Genomic DNA, 18983 nt, shown 5'->3' with positions numbered 1-18983 from the left:
AGTTAAGTTTTATTCTGAATTTTTTGAGTTTTTAAAATAATATCTTGTAGTTTTCCTCCTTCTTTCGTTATACTTAAGATAGAATTCTATTATCGTGAATAAGTATTTTGAAAGCGCATACATATAGTTAAATGAGTGTGAACAAATGAGGTTGGACTTACCATCACGTATCGAAGTAGAAGTGTACGCCATTCATAAGCTATCCCATTATCTAGAGGAAATTAGACTAAATAAAGTATTAATGATCGTAAGTAAAAGTGCGTTACATAATAATTATTTGGAAGCCAAATTCACAGAGATGTTTAAGAATTTCAAAACCTATCACATTATTTTCACAGACTATCAAGGTGAACCGACAAGTAATCACCTTAGTCATACAACCGAAATTGCTCGAACACATAATGTGGATGGCATTATTGGAATTGGCGGTGGTAGCGCGATGGATTTAGCTAAAGCCACCTCCTTTCAAGAAAAAAATCCTTCCTATTCCATTCAAGATGTACCCCAGTTAGATAAAATTGACCGTCTACCCCTTATCACAGTACCTACAACTGCTGGTACTGGTTCAGATGTGAATAAAATTAAGATGTAGCAACGAACATCAAGCATAACCCTGGTCACCACGATCTCATCCCAGACCTCGCAATCTTAGATGCTTCTTTAATGGAGAACCTTCCTGCAAATGTTTTAGCTTATGCAGGAATGGATGCACTTACTCATGCAGTCGAAGCTTTCTTATCCACAAAAGCAACAAAACTAACAGATGATTATACTAGAAAAGCAATAGAAGGTATCAACCATTACTTACCCATTGCGTATCAAGACCCATCTAATCTTAACGCAAAAGAAGAGTTATTAATCGCTAGTGCAAATGCCGGAATTGCTTTTTCAAACGCTTCAACTAATTTGGCCCATGCTGCTGGCAGACCTCTTGGAGCTAGATTTTTTTGTTCCACATGGATTAAGTGTCGCCATGCTTTTACCTTTTGTTTTAGACTTTTCTACTCCATCATCCAAAAAACGCATCCGAGAAATCGCTAAAATTCTTTACCCAGAACGCAAAGAACACCATCCGCAAGATGTAGTAGAACGCGTTCTAGATTTAAACAATCAGTTTGCTACTTATGATCAAGGAAAAGCGTATTTCACAGACGAAGAACTCGAAAAAGCCATCCCTCAACTAACACAAGATGCACGATCAGGAAATGGGATTTTAACAAACAGACAAATTCCAACAGAAAAGGACATCCATATTTTATATAAAAAGCTTTTACCTTAGCGTCTTCCAACAAATTAACTTAGGAGTGATCGAATGGCTGAAATGACTGGCGGAGAAGTAGTAGCAAAAATGCTTCAAATATAAAAGGTGCAAAAGATATTTGGAATTATTGATGGGACCTACTTTGGGTTTTATTCGAACTTAAAACCCCATCAAATTGATTTAATTACCCCTCGCCACGAGACAAGCGCTGCACATATGGCAGGCGCCTATGCACGTGCAACAGGAAATCTTGGAGTGTGTATGGCGAGTAATGGCCTGGGGTTGCAAACATTTAACCAGGGCTTGTGGTCGAACAAGCAGAAGGTAACCGAGTCCTTGTCATTACAAGTTCCAGAAGAACCGGAATTATGTATCCTGATCGCAATGGAACCTATCAATGTTTTGACCAAACAAATACTATTTCACAATTTGCGAAATTTAGCGTCGCCGTGCCTTCGTTTGACCGAATTCCAGAACTAATGCGCATGGCCCTTCGTGAATGTTATAACGGCAGACCTGGTGTCGTGCATATTGATATTCCTGAAAATATAATTAATGGAAGCTTCAAAGACCCTGTAAACTTGTGGGACCGACATCAGTATCGCCTACACACAAATCCTGAACCTTCCGAAGCCCAACTAAACGAGGCCGTAGATCTATTACTTCAAGCAAAATTTCCAATTATACACGCTGGTAGTGGTGTGATTCATGCACAAGCATACGATCAGCTAGAAAAAGTTGCGGACCTCATGCAGATGATGGTAACAACGAGCTGGGCTGGTCGAGGTGTGATGCGAGAAAGTAATGACTTGAACATGCCAATGGTTCATATCGAAACAAATATTAAAATTAGAACAGAAGCGGATGTCGTGCTGATTCTTGGTTCACGAGTTGGAGAAACCGATTGGTGGGGTAAAGCTCCGTATTGGAATGCTGATCAAAAAGTAATACAAGTGGATATTGACCCTTCTACATTAGGAGCAAATAAACCAGTAGAGCTAGCTATTCAGGCAGATATTCAAAAGTTTCTACTAGTACTCTTTCATAAACTGGTTAAACAAAAAGATCAACTCCATTTAAATCAACGTAAACAAAAAATCGAACCTTTTGTCCAAGATAAAAATCGTAACCGTAAAAAGCTTGATCAAAAGTTAGAAGACTTAGAAACACCGATGAATCCGGCTCTTGTTGCAGCGCTTGCAAATAAAGTCCTACCTTCTGACACCCCAATTGTCGCAGATGGGGGCAATACGACGATTTGGGCAAACTTTTATTCATCCATAGAAAAACCCGGTTCACTCTTCTCCACTTTTAAATTTGGAATGCTCGGTGCTGGAGTGGCGCAAGCCTTAGGTGTTGCAGTAGCTGGGCCGAACAAGCCGGTTGTATGCATTACCGGAGACGGTGCGATGGGCTTTCATCCGCAAGAAGTAGAAACAGCGGTTCGTAATAAATTAAAAATAATCTTTATCGTTGTATGCGATAAACAATGGGGCATGGTGAAAATGAGTCAAGATTTCTCGTTACGCCCAGTGAAAACGATTGTCAAAAAATCACTCGACGAATCGGAGAATATTAATTCCGACCTTGGTGAAATTCAATTCGATAAGTTAGCTGAAAGTATGGGGGCTATTGGTGCACGCGTGAATGATCCGCATGAATATAAACTAGCATTACAAGCTGCCCTTCAAGCAGATCAACCGACAGTAATCCATGCGGATGTTGATCCAGTGAAACATATGTGGGCACCAGGTTTAAGATACTTTAAAAACATGCATGCTGAACCAAAGGGGAAGTAAGCCATGGGAATCGATGAGGTACAGCTTAATTTCAATGCCACCACCCTCTTACTGATGAATATTTTAATCGGTTTTATTATGTTTGGTGTGGCATTAGATTTAAAACCGAATGATTTCAAACGCACCTTAAAAACACCTAAACCTTTCATTATTGGTTTAACAGCACAATTTTTATTGCTACCAGCTTTAACATTTCTACTAGTACTTATATTAGAGCCAAGACCAAGTATCGCTTTAGGAATGTTTTTAGTCGCAGCTTGTCCAGGAGGAAACCTCTCTAATTTTCTAGCACATTTTAGTAAAGGTAGAACATCTTTATCGATTAGCATGTCAGCAGTATTGACCGTGTTTGCCATTTTCATGACACCATTAAACACTATATTCTGGGGGTCTATGTATGGTCCCACAAATGAAATCTTACGAACATTTACGATCAATCCACTCGATTTGCTTGTAACAGTGTTCATTTTATTAGGTGTGCCTCTGACGATAGGAATGTGGGTAAATTATAAATATCCGGCTTGGTCCCAAAAAGCGAGCAAAAGGATGCGACAATTCTCCATCGTCTTTTTCATTTTATTTGTCCTTGGAGCCCTCGCAGCAAACTTTGGATACTTTATAGAATTTGTAGGGATGGTAGTTTTTGCCGTATTCTTACACAATCTTTTAGCAATAGGAATTGGCTATTTTTCCGCAAAAACATTTGGATTGAAAGAAAAAGATAGACGTGCGATTGCCATTGAGATTGGGATTCAAAATTCCGGACTAGGTTTAATTCTAATCTTTAACTTTTTCGATGGACTTGGAGGAATGGCAATAGTAGCGGCTTGGTGAGCGATTTGGCACATTATTGCCGGCTTAACTCTAGCAAGCTTTTGGTCCAAACGTCCACCGAAAGAAGAACTTACAGAAGGAGAAGTCTCATGAATGTATTAGTCACTGGCGCAATGGGCTATATCGGCAGTCAACTCGTGAAAAATTTTAATGAAAGAAAACCAATCACGCCCAGAACCTTGGAACATTATTGCGACCGATATAAAAGAATCACCTGATTTTCAGTTAGACAACTACACAAAATATGTAAAGTTAGATGTGCGTTCAAACCAAGTAAATGAAGTTATTCAATCAAATGAAATTAACACAGTAGTTCACCTTGCAACCATCGTCACCCCAGGTAAAAAAAGCAATCGGGACTTCGAATACGCAGTAGATGTTGGCGGTACGAAAAATATCCTCGATGCATGTGTGAATAACCATGTAAAACGAGTCATCATCTCGTCAAGTGGTGCTACTTATGGCTACCATAGAGACCACCCAGAGTGGTTGACAGAAAATGATTCCATAAGAGGAAACCAAACATTCGCATATTCTTATCACAAACGAGTAGTCGAAGAAATGCTTCACGTCTACCGAGAAAACCATCCCGAGTTAGAACAAGTCATCTTTCGTATCGGCACTATTCTTGGGGAAAACGTGAATAATCAAATAACGGATCTATTTAAAAAGAAGAAGTTACTCGGAATTAAAGGCTCTGACAGCCCCTTTGTATTCATTTGGGACCAAGACATTGTAGCATGTTTAGCACTAGCCATTAACAGTCCGAAAACGGGAATCTTCAATGTTGCAAGGGACGGAAAAATGACCATTGATGACATAGCTCAATCGTTAAACAAAAAAGTAATACGCATTCCTGCACCACTAATTACTAGTAGTTTAAAGGTTCTAAAAAAATTATCCCTAACCCAGTACGGCCCCGAACAAGTAGACTTTCTTCGCTACCGCCCAGTATTAGATAACACGAAACTAAAGCAGGAGTTCGACTTCACCCCTACTTACACATCAAAAGAAGTGTTTGAAAGGTTTATAGCAGGGAAAGATTTGTCCAAATAAATTCGTATGTAAAAAACCTGCCTTCTATCCATTCGATAGAAGACAGGTTCACTACTCTATTTTTTATCTTTCTTTTCCTTATTCTTATATTTCTTTTCCGTCTGCGACGTACTCTGTGAATATGGTTTGTTTTTCTGCTTCTGGTTTTGTTCTTCTATTTTAACTTCTTCTAAAGGAATATCGTCTACTAACTGTTCGTCTTTAAACTGATGCAACTCTGTTCTACGTTCCTCGTAGACACTTTGACGTTTTTCATCTATACTCTTGCCTTCTTCTGTACGATCTTTTTTACGTTCAGTCATATTCAACACCACCTCAATTGGTTTATATATACAGTTTTCCTGATTTGTTAAGGTGTTAAACATTTTTCATTTTACGTTTGTGTAACATATGCTCTAAACTACCAGTACCTAAGAAAACGCCTGTCAAAATGAGCATGAAACCTATTAAATGATAAAACGTAATGACATCCCCTAAGAATAAAGAAGCACCTAGGATCGCAAATAAGGTATTCAAATTAATAAACACAGCTGACTCAGCAGGGCCAACCTTTCGAATCGCATAATTATAGCTCATATGTCCAAATGCAGTTGCAGCAACAGCACTAAATAGAAAGACGAATCCTAAATGCCAATCTACAAGTTTACCGAGTTCAGCTATGTCTGAACCTAATGTTTGACTAAATAGGAAGACAAAAATCGATCCTAGAATGAACATATATCCTGTAATTAGTCTAGGATCGGAAGCTGGTTGAAGCTTGCTTATCAATACAAAGCTAAACCCTTGAACAAGAACTCCTAGTAAAACAATAAAGTCTCCTAAAGATATTCCAGCCAAACCTTCTTCCCCCGTCAAAGTTGTTACCGCAATCCCCGCAAAACCAAGAAGGAAACCTAATGTTCTCAAAGAAGAAACTTTCTGTCTAAGAATTACCACTGTCATCATCACTGTCACAAGTGGCATTAACCCTAAAATAAGAGCCCCATTAACCCCACTAGTCATGTTCAGCCCAATAGCAACAAAAGAATGGTGTAAAACAACATTAAAAATAGATATGTAGATGATAATCAACCACTCATGTTTTAAAGGCAAACGTAAGATCCCCATGAACTTACAGATCGCAAGCACAGCAACACCAGCAACAAATACTCTGACACCTGTAAGCATAACCGGGTCAATCGCGTCGACCAATACTTTCAACGCAGAAAGATTCATCCCCCACATGAGCATGACTAACAATAATAATATGTAAATTTTGATCAAATATATACACCTGATTTCTTTCTGTCATATTATGTAGTACTCTTTTACACTAAACTAGATAAGGTATATATTCAATTAATCGAAACTAGTTATAGAGAAATAATCAGCACTAAAATCAAGAACCAAACTAAAAAAACCAAAGGATGGAATATCACCCTTTGGTTCTCACTAATTATTCGCTTTTTTCATATGTAAGTAATAATGATGCGTGCAATAGCCTTTTGCGTGGTGAGGTTCATTGCAGTTCGAAACCTGACATCGCTTTTTTGTCCCGATCTTCCCCATACTTCGTAATTTATTGTAGTGATGTTTACAATACCCTTTTGCTACAACAGTTTCTTCGCATGTATCGACAGAACATGTTTTGTTTTTGTACTTTTCTTGTTTAAAAATGCTTCCATTTCGTATAAGCCGCTGATAATGTTTCACGCATAATCCTCTAGCCTTAATGGCATCTGAGCATCCTTCAACGGAGCAATGAGTTTTCGAATCCATACACATTCTCCTTTTCATTAAAGAATCAATAATATTTATAATAACAAATTTTGCATGAATATGAGCAACTTGTATACAAAACACGAAATTTGAATTATTTTTCGGTTATTTCAAAATAATTTTTATAGGTCAAAAGAATTGAACCTATATATACAAAAAGACAGAAATACTAAGAAGTATTCCTGCCTCTATTAGCTCTCACATTGTTCTAGAATCTTCACCAGGATTCTGCTAACTGATCGATAATAGTTGTAAGAGTCCGACCTCAGATCACTACGATTAACAAGGTCTCTAAAAGTGATTAATTCATAGCTCATATTAGGTAATAGATCCTCTACTCCTACATCAATTGACTCCCCACTTGTGGATGTGAAGGACAAAGAAGTTATTGGAGCGACATTATCCATCATTAACGTTCCTTGATCACCATGAATTTCACTCTTATTATAGGATGTACTAATTTTAGAACACATCACGGTGCAGTGAAACCTGTTATATTTCAACACAATGGTTGCAGCTCCGTCGACTCCATTTTCTAATCGTGTTGGGGTAAATTGAACAGAATTTGGTTCTCCAAATAAAGCCGCACAAGTTGCCAGCGGATAAACTCCAAGATCTCTTGTAGCTCCCCCACCAAGTTCTTTTGAAAATACACTATTTATCTCTCCTGCAAGATAGCGGTCATACTTTGAAGAGTAGCGAATTCTATGCAAGTAAACGGAAGATATATTCCCTACTTTTGAAACAGACTCCATTAAGTTTTTAAAGTTTGGCGCGTGAATATGTCGCATCGCTTCCAGTAAAACGACGCCTTGGCGGTCCGCTTCTTGATAAGCTTGCTCAAGCTCCTCACCTGTCATAAACAATGGCTTTTCACACAACACATGCTTTCCAGCTGCCAAACAACTCATGACATGTTCAAAATGCATAGTGTTCGGAGTCGCAACATATACTGCATCAACCTCTGAATCAGTGGCCATTTGATTTAAATCAGTAAACGCTCTTTCCACGTAGAACTTTTTCGCAAAAGCGTGGGCAGATTTTTCTGTACGTGAACATACCGCTACTACTTCTACATCATCTACCTCTTTTGAAGCTTCTATCAACTTACCCGTAATAGGACTAGTACCGACTGTTCCGATACGTAGCATTAAACTTCTCTACTTATTTTCTTTTGTATAGTTGCAGCAACTGATTTTGGATCTTCCGCTTTACTAATCGCACTTCCGACAATTACGATATCAGGGTTTCCTGTCATTACATCATCTAATGTATCTAGCTTGATACCGCCTGCCACAGCTACTTCAAATTGTTGACCCTTAACTAATTCATACAATCCAGTTTCAAATCCGCCTTCTTTCTGTTGGTCCTTTCCTACATGTAAGCTTACTAGATCAACATTTAGAGCATTTAATTTCTCAATGACTTGTTGATCTTTAACTTCTAACAAATCCACCATCACTCGACCGCTGTAAGTTTTAGCAACATCAATGGTGTCTTGAATAGTTAAAGGAGAAGAGAAAGCCATCACAGTGACAATGTCAGCCCCAGCTTCGAAAGCTTGCTTAGCTTCATGCCCTCCCGCATCACAGGTTTTCATATCCGCCATGATTGTATGATTCGGATATAATTTACGCATTTCACGAACAATTGCCATTCCGTATTCTTTTATTATTCCTGTTCCAACTTCAATAATATCAACAGATGAACTTGTTTGATCAACTACATGCATACTTTCATCCCATGTTAAACGGTCTAAAGCTAATTGTAATTTCATTTGTATCCTCCTAACGTTCAATTCTTTCTATTTCACCCATGTGCATTTGTACTTCCTCTAAATACGGTAGCCCTTCATTATCTCCGATGACCTCTACTACCATTCCACCAATCGTGTTTGCAAAGTGGAGTGCCTTCTCTAAACTATAACCATTCAAATAGCTATATATAAAACCAGCGTCAAATCCATCACCAGCACCAACTGTATCGACGACGCTTTTCACTTTATTAGCTTTAACTTCTGCTTTTTGTTGTTGATGAAAACCTGTTGCTCCGTTTTCACCACGTTTAATAATTAAGTACTCAAAATCGAATTGCTGGCACTTTTCTTGAATTCGATCAGGATCTGATTCACCCACAATTATTTTCATCTCTTCATCACCAGCAATTAATAAATCAACATCTGGTAATAAGTCCAAGATTACTTCACGAGCTTTTTCCTTTGTCCATAATTTAAGTCGAATATTTGGATCGAATACTACCTTTACTCCATGGTCTTTCGCTAATTTGATCGCCTGTTTTGTAATCGCTAGATTTTGATCATCAATAGCAGGAAAAATACTTGTTAAATGTAATACTTTTGCCGACTTGAATGCTTCTTCATCCAGTTCTTCTGGTTTCATCGTTAGGGTAGGAGAATTTTCACGATAGTAAAATGTCCTCACGTCTCCACTTGGCATAATTTCTTTAAAATTTAAAGAAGTTGGTGTGCCTTCTACCAGTTTCACTTGACTGACATCAATGTTTTCTCCACGAGCAAACGTTTTAATATACGTGCCAAATTCGTCTTTGCCTAATCGACTAATCCATGAAGTAGATAGTCCAAGGCGAGAACAACCGATCGCGACGTTAAGCTCTGCTCCACCTATATTTTTTTCAAATGTATTAACATATCTCATCGGACCTGTTTTTGTTGGATTAAATGCAATCATCGCATCTCCAATTGTTATCACATCACTCATTGTCTCACCTCTTTTACTCATTTATAAATACCGATAAACCTCTTCGTTATCTGCAATTAAAATTTCATCCGCCAAATCTGTGAAAATTCCAGTTTCCACAACTCCAGTTAAGAGCTTAAGCTGACGATCCACCCGATTCAACAATCCGGTATCGTTTAAATAACAATCAATGATATAGTTGCCATTATCCGATATAAAAGGATCTTCCCCTTGCATTCTTAACTCCGCTTTCGCTCCTAATTGATTTGCCACGGTTAGTTGGGTTCGTTTATACCCAAAAGGAACGATTTCCACAGGTAAAATAACCTGTGCCACGTGCTTAGACAACTTTGAGGCATCAGAAATATACACGTTGCGCTGCGAATGCATTGCGACAATCTTTTCACGGACGAGAGATCCACCGCCACCTTTAATCATACTTCCGTCTTCATAAATATGGTCTGCTCCATCAATCGTTACGTCAATCACGAGATCATCGGTTAATTCAACTAATGGAATATTATACTTACTAGCTAATTTCTCCGTTTTTACAGAAGTTGGAACTCCATACACAGTGAAGTCATCCGAAATTAATTCTCCTAATGCTTCCATGAAAAAGGCAAGGGTGGAGCCAGAACCTAGCCCCACTACCATGCCGGATTCTACCTGGGTTAATGCCGCTTCTGCAACTTTCTTCTTATCCATTTCAGCCATTTTCACTCACCCTATCTAAAATAAATCTGGATTTAACATTTCAGGAATATACATCGCAACGTCAGGGAAGAACGCAACAAATGTCAACACCGCAAGAACAATAATCATATACGGAATTACCGCACGAAATGATCGTTCAATTGGTAAATTCCCGATTTTCGCAGCGAGTAACAGACACAAGCCATACGGTGGAGTAATCAGTCCGACTGCTAACGTCATAACAACAATCAACCCTAAGTGTACTGGGTCAATTCCAAATTCAAGAGCTGCAGGTAAAATAACTGGAACAAACAAGATCATTGCTGGAATAGCGTCCATGAATGTTCCGATAAATAGGAAGAACGCAATTGTAATTAAGATAAACACCCATCTTGCATCTACATGATCAGCAAAGAATTCCTGAGCGAGCATACTTAATTGGTAATAACTCATTAATTCACCAAGTGCACTTGCTGCCGCTAAGGCGAATAAAGAAAGAGAACTCAGTGCCATCGTGTCAAACAAGATTTTCGGCATATGTTTCATCTTCAATGTTTTATAATAGAACATACTAATTAAAAATGTGTACAAGGATGCTACTGCTGCCGATTCTGTAGCGGTGAAGAAGCCTGTTGTAATACCTCCAACAATAATGATTGGCGTTATTAAAGCAGGTAAGGCATGAATCATCCGTCTAAAGAATTCTTTCACTTCAACACGTTCATAACTTTGAAAGTCTTTCTTTTTAGCAATGATATATACAAAGATCATCATCGCTAGAGCTACTAACACACCTGGTACGATTCCCGCTAGAAATAACGCCCCAACAGATGCATTAGATAAACCAGCAAATATAATCATCGGTATACTGGGTGGGATTATTACACCTACTGTAGAAGAGGCTGCTGTAATACCTACTGCCGTTTCATTGTCGTATCCATTTCTTTTCATGCTTGGAATTAAGACTTTACCAACGCCTGCAGTATCTGCCTGAGAAGCACCAGAAACACCCGCGAACATCATGGAAACCAAGACGTTTGCTTGTGCTAGGCCACCCTTAATGGAACCAACAATAGCTAAAGCAAACTCAATTAACTTCTCAGAAATTTTCCCGGAGTTCATTAAGTTCGCAGCTAGTATAAATAAAGGAACTGCAAGCAGAACAAACGAGTTAAGCCCGTTCATCATTCGCATTGGCACAGACATCTCAGGTATATATTCAATACTAACAATACCCATCAATGCAACAATTCCTATAACGAATGCAATTGGAATTCCAATTAACAAAAATAAAATAAATGTTCCTACGAGTAAATAACCCATCTATTCCACCTCCCCTTTATTAAAATTTTTCACATGTGTTATTAAATGGGAGATGGTATAAATAATCATTGTTCCTGCCATGATTGGAATAGAAATCCAAACATATCCCATTTTCATAGAAGGAAGTGCAACCCAGTTATAATCCCAAAACTGTTGAACAACTTCGATTCCATAATAGAAAATCGCTATATTGAATATTAATAAAACTACGTCATTGAAAATGTTCAACATCGATCTCTTCTTGCCTTTTAACTTGGTTTGTAACATATCAAAATTAAAATGTTCTCGTCTATTAACCATGACAGCTGCACCCATGAAGACAGCCCAAATAAATGAATAGTTCGCAACTTCTTCTGTCCAGATGACTGATATACTTAAATAACGCATGGCAATTTGGAACAAAATGACTAAAAAGAATGTACATAGAGCAACCAGACCGATTAGAATCTGCGTTTTTTCTATGTATTTAACGATTGCTTGCATGTTGCACCTCCTAAATGAAAGGAAAGGACACATTGTGCCCCTTCCCATCCAATAAAGTCACTTTGATTATCGTGCATCTCTAATTTGTTCAAGTAATTCCGTTACACCATATTCTTCAGCTGCTTCATCTTGTAATGGTTCAGCGATATCGATAAATGGCTGGCGATCAATTTCATTCACTTCCGCGCCATCTTCAATTGCGATATCTTTAAATTCATCTTCTTGACTGTAAAGTGCTTCCCACTCTGCTTCTACAGATGCTTCTGCTGCACTTAAAATAATTTCTTGTTGTTCTTCTGAGTACTGATCAAACTCGTTTCCATTTACTAATAAAAAGCGAGTTGTATAGTCATGTCCTGTTTCAGTAATATATTGACCATTTTGCGTTGTGTGGTGGTCTTGTTGAACGAAATAAGGATAAGCGTTCTCTGCAGAATCTACAACGTTTTGTTGAAGTCCTTGATATAATTCACCCCATGCAACTTGTGTAGGTATTGCTCCTGTTTCTTCCCAGAAGTCAGATACAACACCAGACGTTTGTGTACGGATGGATTTACCTTCTAGGTCAGACATTTGTTCAAGTGGTTCGTTACCATAGTAATGACGAACTCCAGCTGTCCAGTAACCTAGTAGTTTGAAATCATTTCCTGACTCTTCATTAATGATATCTGCCATTTGATCTCCGACTTCACCTTGAACAACACTTTCCCAATGGTCGTAGCTATCGAAAAGGTATGGGAAAGCGAATAAGTTTACTTCGTCAATTCCTGTAGATGTCATAAACCCTGGAGATACTAATACAACATCTGCAGCTCCAGTTTGAAGTTTCTCAACTAGCTCTGATTCTTCTGTACCAATTGTTCCAGCATGTACTTCTACTTCCACTTGACCATCAGATTCTTCTTCAGCTGTTTCTTTGAATGCTTCTAATCCATCTTGGTAAGGGTTATCTGGATCTGTTTGGTTATGCGCAGCGACTAGCTTGATTGAGTCTTCGCCACCATCTCCATCACCAGATGATTCTTCACCATCATCACTACCACATGCAGCAATCATTGCCGTTAGCACTAAAACTGCCATTAACATCATTAAACGTTTCATTTTGTGTTCTCCCCTTTTAGATAAAATTATAAATTCTAACCTTCAAAAAGATTAGTAAATAACGTAGCTTTATTTGTCAATTGACGAAAATCTTCTTCCCTTTTCAAATCTTTTGCATTTACTAGCTGACTACCAATACCAACTGCTACAGCACCACTTTTTATATACTTCATGGTGTTGCCTAAATCGACTCCACCCGTAACCATCACAGGAATTTGTGGTAAAGGACCTTTTAAATTCTTGATGTAATCGCTACCAAGGATCCCAGCAGGAAATACTTTTACACAGTCAGCTCCTGCTTCATATGCTTCTAATATTTCAGTTGGAGTGAATGCACCTGGTATCGATAATTTCCCTAACCGTTTGGTGGATTTGATTGTTTCTACATTCAGAGTTGGAGAAACAATATAATCAGCTCCAGCTTTCACCATTTTCTCTGCCGTTTCCGGATCTAACACGGTTCCTGCTCCGATATAAAGCTGATCACCTAGTTCTTTATCGAGTTTTTCAATTAATAAATCGGCATCAGGTGTTTCTGCTGTTACCTCAATGGAATCAATGCCTCCCGCTAATAATGCCTCTCCAATTGGCACTATGTTTTGATCATCGGCATGTCGAACGACCGCTACGATTGGGTGCTTGCCAAAGAATTCACTCATGTTCTCACCACCTATTCCAAATTCGCATGCTTTCCATGTAATCCTTGCCGCTGCTCTTGACTCATAAAGGATTGCATTAGGTGAACGATTATACTATCCAATACTAAGTGAGCAGCTTGATCAAATGGGCTTCCTAATGGTTGAATGGTTCTTCGTTCACCTTGATCATTCTTTGTTTCAGCCGGGATGACTAATGTTTGCTTTGCATACTCCCCAACTGATGAAGTAGTTCGAGTGGATATTAGTGCTATATCTGCATTCACTTCCGTTGCTTTCGTTGCATAATGCGTTAAGGTTTTATTGTTTCCTGATCCGGAAATAACAAGCAACAAATCATTCTCAGTAATTCCAGGAGTAATCGTTTCACCCACTACATACGCATTGTATCCAAGGTGCATCAAGCGCATGGCAAACATTTTACCTGCAAGACCTGAACGACCATTACCAGCAATAAACACTCGGCCAGAACGATCGATTCTTTCGGCTACTTGGGAAAGTTCTTTTTCCTCTACCTGATTAACTATTTCGCTTACCTCTTCTGTAATCGTTTTCAAAATCGCCATTGAATCCCCCCTTTTTAGTATGATTGTCTTCTTTTTAATGTTGGCTCAAATCGATAAATCGATTCTTCTGGTAATTTTTGTTCTACAATCTGATCTATAACTAATTTAGCAGCTTGTCTTCCCATATCCTGTGTGGGTTGGACAATGGTTGAAAGTTCAGGATTATAGAAGGATGCAAACGAAACATCATCTATTCCTATTACCGCTAAATCTTTAGGAATGTTTAGTTGATTTGCTTTTACATATTTCAAAATTTCTATAAGTGCTAAATCATTTCCGGCGAGTAGTGCGTCTGGTGGCTCTTCCAAATGCATCATTCTATGTAGCTCGGATTGTATTTGGTTGATTTCTACCCCTCGAATTAGTTGTTCATCAACTGGTAACCCAGCAACCTTCATCGCTTTTCGAAAGCCTTCCATACGCTCAACCCTAGGAGTAACATTATTAATCGTTGATGTCGTTATGATCCCCATTCTTGAGTAACCATTTTGGATAAACTCTTCGACAGCCAATTGCGAAGCTTTCTGGTTATTTAACATAACCGAAGATATACCCGCATCTACAACGTCACGGTCGATAAAAATCATCGGATAGCTTTCTTCTTTCAATACTTTATAAATTTCTACATTGGTACTCGTTGGGAAAATCGCAATTCCATCCACTTGTTTTGCTTTTAACATTTCAATATACTTTTTCTCTTTCACCGGATCATCTTCTGCATTACAAACGATAATATGATAATCGAGTTCGTTACAATACTTCTCGATCGATTGAATAATCTGTGTAGAAAATTCATGTGAAATATTCGCTACGATTACACCGATTGTCGTACTGTTTTTTCTTTTCAAGGAACGTGCCAGCATATTGGGTTTGTATCCTAACTCTTGAATTGCAGCAGCTACACGTTCTTTTGTTTGTTCCCCCATATAATCATATCGATGATTCAAATATTGGGAGACCGTACTCTTACTGACACCAGCATGCAGCGCGACATCAGCCATTGTAACCGCTCTCATTTTTTCACCCATAATTTACTCATACCTCACTATATTATCTATTGTGATTTATACTAAATCGGTTTAGTAAATCGATTTAGTTGAAGTGTACAACATATGAAAGCGTTTTACAACACCAAATTTAGAAAATTTAAAATGGAAATTTTTCCACGTCTTTCTCACAAAAAAGCAGAAACCCCTTCCTTGAGCTTCTGCCTTTCGATTAAATATATTTATTTTCCTTTAAATACTTCATAATTTGATCTACACATTCTTCCGAGCTATAACATTTTTCAATATGCTGGGGGAAATAGGAAAAGTGTTAGATGCTTATTTTTCCAAGCACCTAACACTTTTTATGAATTTCTCACAACTAACTGGTGAGGCACTGTGATCTTTCGCGGTTTCGCATCTTCTTCCTCAATTAAATCAAACAGACAGTTCGCTGCTTCATAACCTAATTGAAAGATATTAATATCCACTGAAGTTAGTGCTGGATTAGATAACTTCGAAAAGATTACATTATTAAAACTAACCATTGAAATATCTTTTCCAACATGAAGTCCCATCTCTTCTAAACTACCAACAATACCAAAAGCCATAATATCATCGGATACGACTAAGGCAGTTGGTGGTTCTTCTAATGACATTAGTTCGCGAATCGCATCTCGTCCACCTTCTTGCAAGAACTCGTGATGTACAATATAGTCTTCACGAAATGTAGTGTGATTTGCTTCAAGTGCTTTTCGGTAACCTGTAATTCGATCCACGGTAACGACAAGTTCCATCCCACCACCGACAAAGGCAATTCGATCATGCCCTTGTTCAATTAAATGATCCGTCGCCTCCAAGGATGCCTGCTCATTATCATTGTCTACAAAAGTAATTTGATCTTCGTTTTGAAATGGCTTCCCAATGACAGTAAAAGGAAAGTTCTTTTCTAACAAATAATCCATGAGTTGATCATTGACTGCGGAGTATAATAAAACCAATCCATCTACACGACGACCTTGCACTATATCATGTACGCCACTGACAATTTCCTCTTCGGAGTGGCCTGTTGTCATATATAATCCATACCGCTTCTCATGTGATTTTGTACTAATTCCACGAATAACTTCTGGGAAGAATGGATTTTGAAAAACATTTTCAGCAGAACTTGGCATCACAATTCCGATTGTCTGAGTGTTTTTACTCACTAGACTTCTAGCGGTGTAATTCGGATGGTATCCAAGTTTATCCATCGCACTTCTTACTGTACGTGTTGTTTCTTCTGAGATTTTCGGGTTGTTAGCAATCACACGAGATACCGTCGAAGGGGCAACATTTGCTAATTTGGCTACGTCTTTTATAGTTGGTGTCATATCGATACTCCTCAGGTTATTTGAGATGCGAACGTTTTAAAACAATCGGCTGTCGATGATCCACTTCGTTTCCATTAATAACTACACGATCGGTTTCATTTACTCCATGTAATTTAAACTCTACAGACTTCCAAGTTGAATCAAATCCGGCGTGTGTACAGTTAAACTGGACATTGACCTGACTATTTTCCAACTGCAAATCAATGAGATATAACGCGTACTTTCCTTCTTCATAAGCGAAGGTGCTTCCATCATCATCATACCATGTATAATGGCTTCTCGCTTCTTCTGGATAAAGATGTATCTTTATTTTGTCACTACTTTGTGATGAAGAAGTAACAGCTTCTCCTTCAGGAAGAATTGCGCCACGTTTAATAAAAATCGGTAATTTTTCTAAAGGCGCATGGGTAATGATTCGCTTATCTCCTTCAAACATTTCCCCCGTCCAATAGTCGTACCAAGTCCCCTCTGGTAAATAAACCATTCGATCAGTCACTCCAGGACGTAAAATCGGGGCAACCAGTACCTTTTCACCAATCAAGAATTGGTCTGAAATAGTGTACGTTTCAGGATCATCTGGGTATTCCATAAACATAGGTCGCATGACTGGAACTCCATTTTGGGACGACTCTTGAAATAGCGTGTACAAGTGAGGCATCCACTTGTATCGTAACTGAATATAATCGCGAACTATTTCTTCATACTTCTCACCAAATGACCACGGTTCCTGCCTAGCAAATCCGATCGCACTATGGTTTCTGAAATAAGGGGTAAATGCTCCAAATTGGGTCCAGCGAGCGAGTAGCTCCCCGTTAGAATCATGTGCGAATCCTCCAACATCTGCTCCAGAAAATGGCACACCAGACACACCGAGATTCAAACACATCGGGATCGCCATCTCTAAGTGCTCCCAGAAGCTACGATTATCTCCTGTCCATACGGCTGCGTACTTTTGAATTCCAGAAAAACCTGCCCTTGTCAGTAAAAATGGACGTTTTCCATCCATCAGATCTTTCATTCCATCATAAGTCGCCTCGGCCATGAGATTTCCGTATACATTATGTACCTCTTTGTGTAAACGGTTTGAGTTTTCTCCGCGGTGAACTACTTTTTCATCCATCGTTTTCGTTTCATTAAAGACAGCTGGTTCGTTCATATCATTCCAAATACCTTCAATCCCCATAGCTGTATAAAATTCGTGTTTCTTCCCCCACCAGTTGCGTGTTTTGGGATTTAAAAAGTCCGGAAATGCACTCTTGCCTGGCCATACATCACCAAAAAACACATCTCCTTCGATATATTTACAAAATAAATCATTGGTGACGCCATCATAATAAGTTTGATAAGCCGCATCAGCTTTTACGCCAGGGTCTACAATTGGCACAGCTTTTACGCCCAATTCACCAATCTCTCTAATAAGTTTCTCAGGATCAGGAAAACGATTTTGATTAAATGTGAACACACGATACCCATCCATATAATGAATGTCTAAATGGACGGCATCTAATGGAATATCTTTTTCCCGGAATGTACGGACTAGTTCTTTCACTTCTTCTGCAGATTCATAACTATACCTAGACTGATGATAACCAATTGCCCATTTCGGTGGGATTGGCATTCTTCCAGTTAAAGAAGTGTATTGTTCGATTACTTCTTTTGGAGTTGGACCGGCGCAAACATAATAATCGAGTTGGCCACCAGCTGCTTGGAATATATAGTTCCCATCCGCTTCCGTTCGCATATCAAAGGAAGAACGATACGTGTTATCGAGATAAATCCCATGAGCACTCCCGTTTCGTAACGTCATAAAAAACGGAATCGATTGATAAAGGGGGTCCGTTTCTGGATTATGAGGCGCATACACATCACTATTCCACATCTCTAGTTTTTCGCCTTGTTTATTTAAGAAACCAGATTTTTCTCCGAAACCATAATAGTATTCATCTGGACTCGCATCTTTGTAACAAGCAACACTTCCCTGATTACCAATGACCATTCCATAATCAGATTCACTCACGATCGTGTTTCCATTAACATCTTGCACTTGAATGCGAAGTGGATTTTTAGTAATCTTCACCTCAATATTGGAAGTTTTCATCGTGATTGTGTCGACTTGATTTTCAATCGTCACGTTGGCCGGATCTATAGTATTTTCCACTACAAAGCTATCATCTAAAAGTGGTTGTTGATTAGGGTTCATCACAATTCGAACAATTTTTTCTGAGGTAAATAACACTTGGACGAACCCTTTTTCACATACAAACGAAACATGTCTGTCACCTAGATCTTCGACTAAAACATTTCCAATGTCATAATACCTTTCCTCATTTACTGCTGATTCTTTACCTGGATGTATTGCAAAACTTGTATCTTCCAT

General features: G+C 38.6%; 20 protein-coding genes and 1 pseudogene. 7 read left to right on the top strand and 14 right to left on the bottom strand.

The window, feature by feature from the left end; all coding sequences use genetic code 11:
* The first annotated feature begins 145 nt into the window (after positions 1-145).
* The 7 genes and pseudogenes from G532_RS16330 to G532_RS15445 all read left to right on the top strand — a co-directional run bounded on the left by G532_RS16330 (position 146) and on the right by G532_RS15445 (position 4950).
* A complete protein-coding gene (locus tag G532_RS16330; RefSeq protein WP_027965315.1) occupies positions 146-592 on the top strand; it encodes an iron-containing alcohol dehydrogenase in 447 nt (148 codons plus the stop codon).
* 71 nt (positions 593-663) lie between these two features.
* Positions 664-1041, top strand: coding sequence for a hypothetical protein (locus G532_RS16390; protein ID WP_483788253.1), 378 nt, complete (start codon positions 664-666; stop codon positions 1039-1041).
* Positions 932-1279 (top strand): hypothetical protein, encoded by a 348-nt coding sequence (locus G532_RS16325; protein WP_483788254.1) that lies wholly within the window; start codon positions 932-934, stop codon positions 1277-1279. Before G532_RS16390 ends, G532_RS16325 begins: the two co-directional genes overlap by 110 nt.
* A gap of 87 nt (positions 1280-1366) precedes the next feature.
* Positions 1367-1507: pseudogene (locus G532_RS16320) on the top strand (thiamine pyrophosphate-binding protein); the annotation flags it as partial.
* Positions 1508-1566: 59 nt separating this feature from the next.
* Positions 1567-3060: a thiamine pyrophosphate-binding protein gene (locus G532_RS15455; protein ID WP_281170544.1), complete on the top strand. Its 1494-nt coding sequence runs from the start codon at positions 1567-1569 to the stop codon at positions 3058-3060.
* A gap of 3 nt (positions 3061-3063) precedes the next feature.
* Positions 3064-3894 carry a bile acid:sodium symporter family protein gene (locus G532_RS15450; protein ID WP_245570148.1) on the top strand — a complete coding sequence of 277 codons (831 nt, stop codon included), beginning with the start codon at positions 3064-3066 and terminating at the stop codon, positions 3892-3894.
* A gap of 150 nt (positions 3895-4044) precedes the next feature.
* Complete coding sequence (locus G532_RS15445) at positions 4045-4950, top strand: NAD-dependent epimerase/dehydratase family protein (protein WP_245570147.1); 906 nt, start codon at positions 4045-4047, stop codon at positions 4948-4950.
* 56 nt (positions 4951-5006) lie between these two features.
* Here G532_RS15445 and G532_RS0113730 read toward each other — a convergent pair whose 3' ends face one another.
* From G532_RS0113730 to G532_RS0113660, 14 genes are all read right to left on the bottom strand, one after another.
* Positions 5007-5252, bottom strand: coding sequence for a hypothetical protein (locus G532_RS0113730; protein WP_027965313.1), 246 nt, complete (start codon positions 5250-5252; stop codon positions 5007-5009).
* Between the two features lie 55 nt (positions 5253-5307).
* Positions 5308-6213, bottom strand: a complete 906-nt coding sequence (locus G532_RS0113725; RefSeq protein ID WP_027965312.1) for a DMT family transporter — start codon at positions 6211-6213, stop codon at positions 5308-5310.
* Positions 6214-6899: 686 nt separating this feature from the next.
* Positions 6900-7859 (bottom strand): Gfo/Idh/MocA family protein, encoded by a 960-nt coding sequence (locus G532_RS15435; RefSeq protein WP_051189192.1) that lies wholly within the window; start codon positions 7857-7859, stop codon positions 6900-6902.
* A complete protein-coding gene (hxlA, locus tag G532_RS0113710; protein ID WP_027965311.1) occupies positions 7859-8485 on the bottom strand; it encodes a 3-hexulose-6-phosphate synthase in 627 nt (208 codons plus the stop codon). The genes G532_RS15435 and hxlA overlap by 1 nt, the downstream gene beginning before the upstream one ends.
* Before the next feature lie 10 nt (positions 8486-8495).
* Positions 8496-9446, bottom strand: a complete 951-nt coding sequence (locus G532_RS0113705; RefSeq protein ID WP_027965310.1) for a sugar kinase — start codon at positions 9444-9446, stop codon at positions 8496-8498.
* Positions 9447-9467: 21 nt separating this feature from the next.
* Positions 9468-10139, bottom strand: coding sequence for a ribose-5-phosphate isomerase RpiA (gene rpiA, locus G532_RS0113700; protein ID WP_051189191.1), 672 nt, complete (start codon positions 10137-10139; stop codon positions 9468-9470).
* Between the two features lie 15 nt (positions 10140-10154).
* Positions 10155-11441: a TRAP transporter large permease gene (locus G532_RS0113695; protein WP_027965308.1), complete on the bottom strand. Its 1287-nt coding sequence runs from the start codon at positions 11439-11441 to the stop codon at positions 10155-10157.
* Complete coding sequence (locus G532_RS0113690) at positions 11442-11924, bottom strand: TRAP transporter small permease (RefSeq protein ID WP_027965307.1); 483 nt, start codon at positions 11922-11924, stop codon at positions 11442-11444.
* 66 nt (positions 11925-11990) lie between these two features.
* Complete coding sequence (locus G532_RS0113685) at positions 11991-13025, bottom strand: TRAP transporter substrate-binding protein (protein WP_027965306.1); 1035 nt, start codon at positions 13023-13025, stop codon at positions 11991-11993.
* 35 nt (positions 13026-13060) lie between these two features.
* Entirely contained in the window at positions 13061-13684 is a 624-nt protein-coding gene (locus G532_RS0113680; protein ID WP_027965305.1) for a bifunctional 4-hydroxy-2-oxoglutarate aldolase/2-dehydro-3-deoxy-phosphogluconate aldolase, read from the bottom strand.
* Between the two features lie 11 nt (positions 13685-13695).
* Positions 13696-14247: a 6-phospho-3-hexuloisomerase gene (hxlB, locus tag G532_RS0113675; protein WP_027965304.1), complete on the bottom strand. Its 552-nt coding sequence runs from the start codon at positions 14245-14247 to the stop codon at positions 13696-13698.
* Positions 14248-14261: 14 nt separating this feature from the next.
* Positions 14262-15263 (bottom strand): LacI family DNA-binding transcriptional regulator, encoded by a 1002-nt coding sequence (locus G532_RS0113670; protein ID WP_027965303.1) that lies wholly within the window; start codon positions 15261-15263, stop codon positions 14262-14264.
* Positions 15264-15598: 335 nt separating this feature from the next.
* Complete coding sequence (locus tag G532_RS0113665; RefSeq protein ID WP_027965302.1) at positions 15599-16606, bottom strand: LacI family DNA-binding transcriptional regulator; 1008 nt, start codon at positions 16604-16606, stop codon at positions 15599-15601.
* A 16-nt stretch (positions 16607-16622) separates the two neighbouring features.
* Positions 16623-18983 carry a glycoside hydrolase family 31 protein gene (locus G532_RS0113660; protein ID WP_027965301.1) on the bottom strand — a complete coding sequence of 787 codons (2361 nt, stop codon included), beginning with the start codon at positions 18981-18983 and terminating at the stop codon, positions 16623-16625.

Origin of the sequence: Halalkalibacillus halophilus DSM 18494 (assembly GCF_000423105.1) — a bacterium.
Lineage (GTDB): Bacteria > Bacillota > Bacilli > Bacillales > Alkalibacillaceae > Halalkalibacillus > Halalkalibacillus halophilus.
The sequence above is the reverse complement of the archived record's forward strand: the minus strand, read 5'-3'. Positions and strand labels throughout refer to the sequence as shown.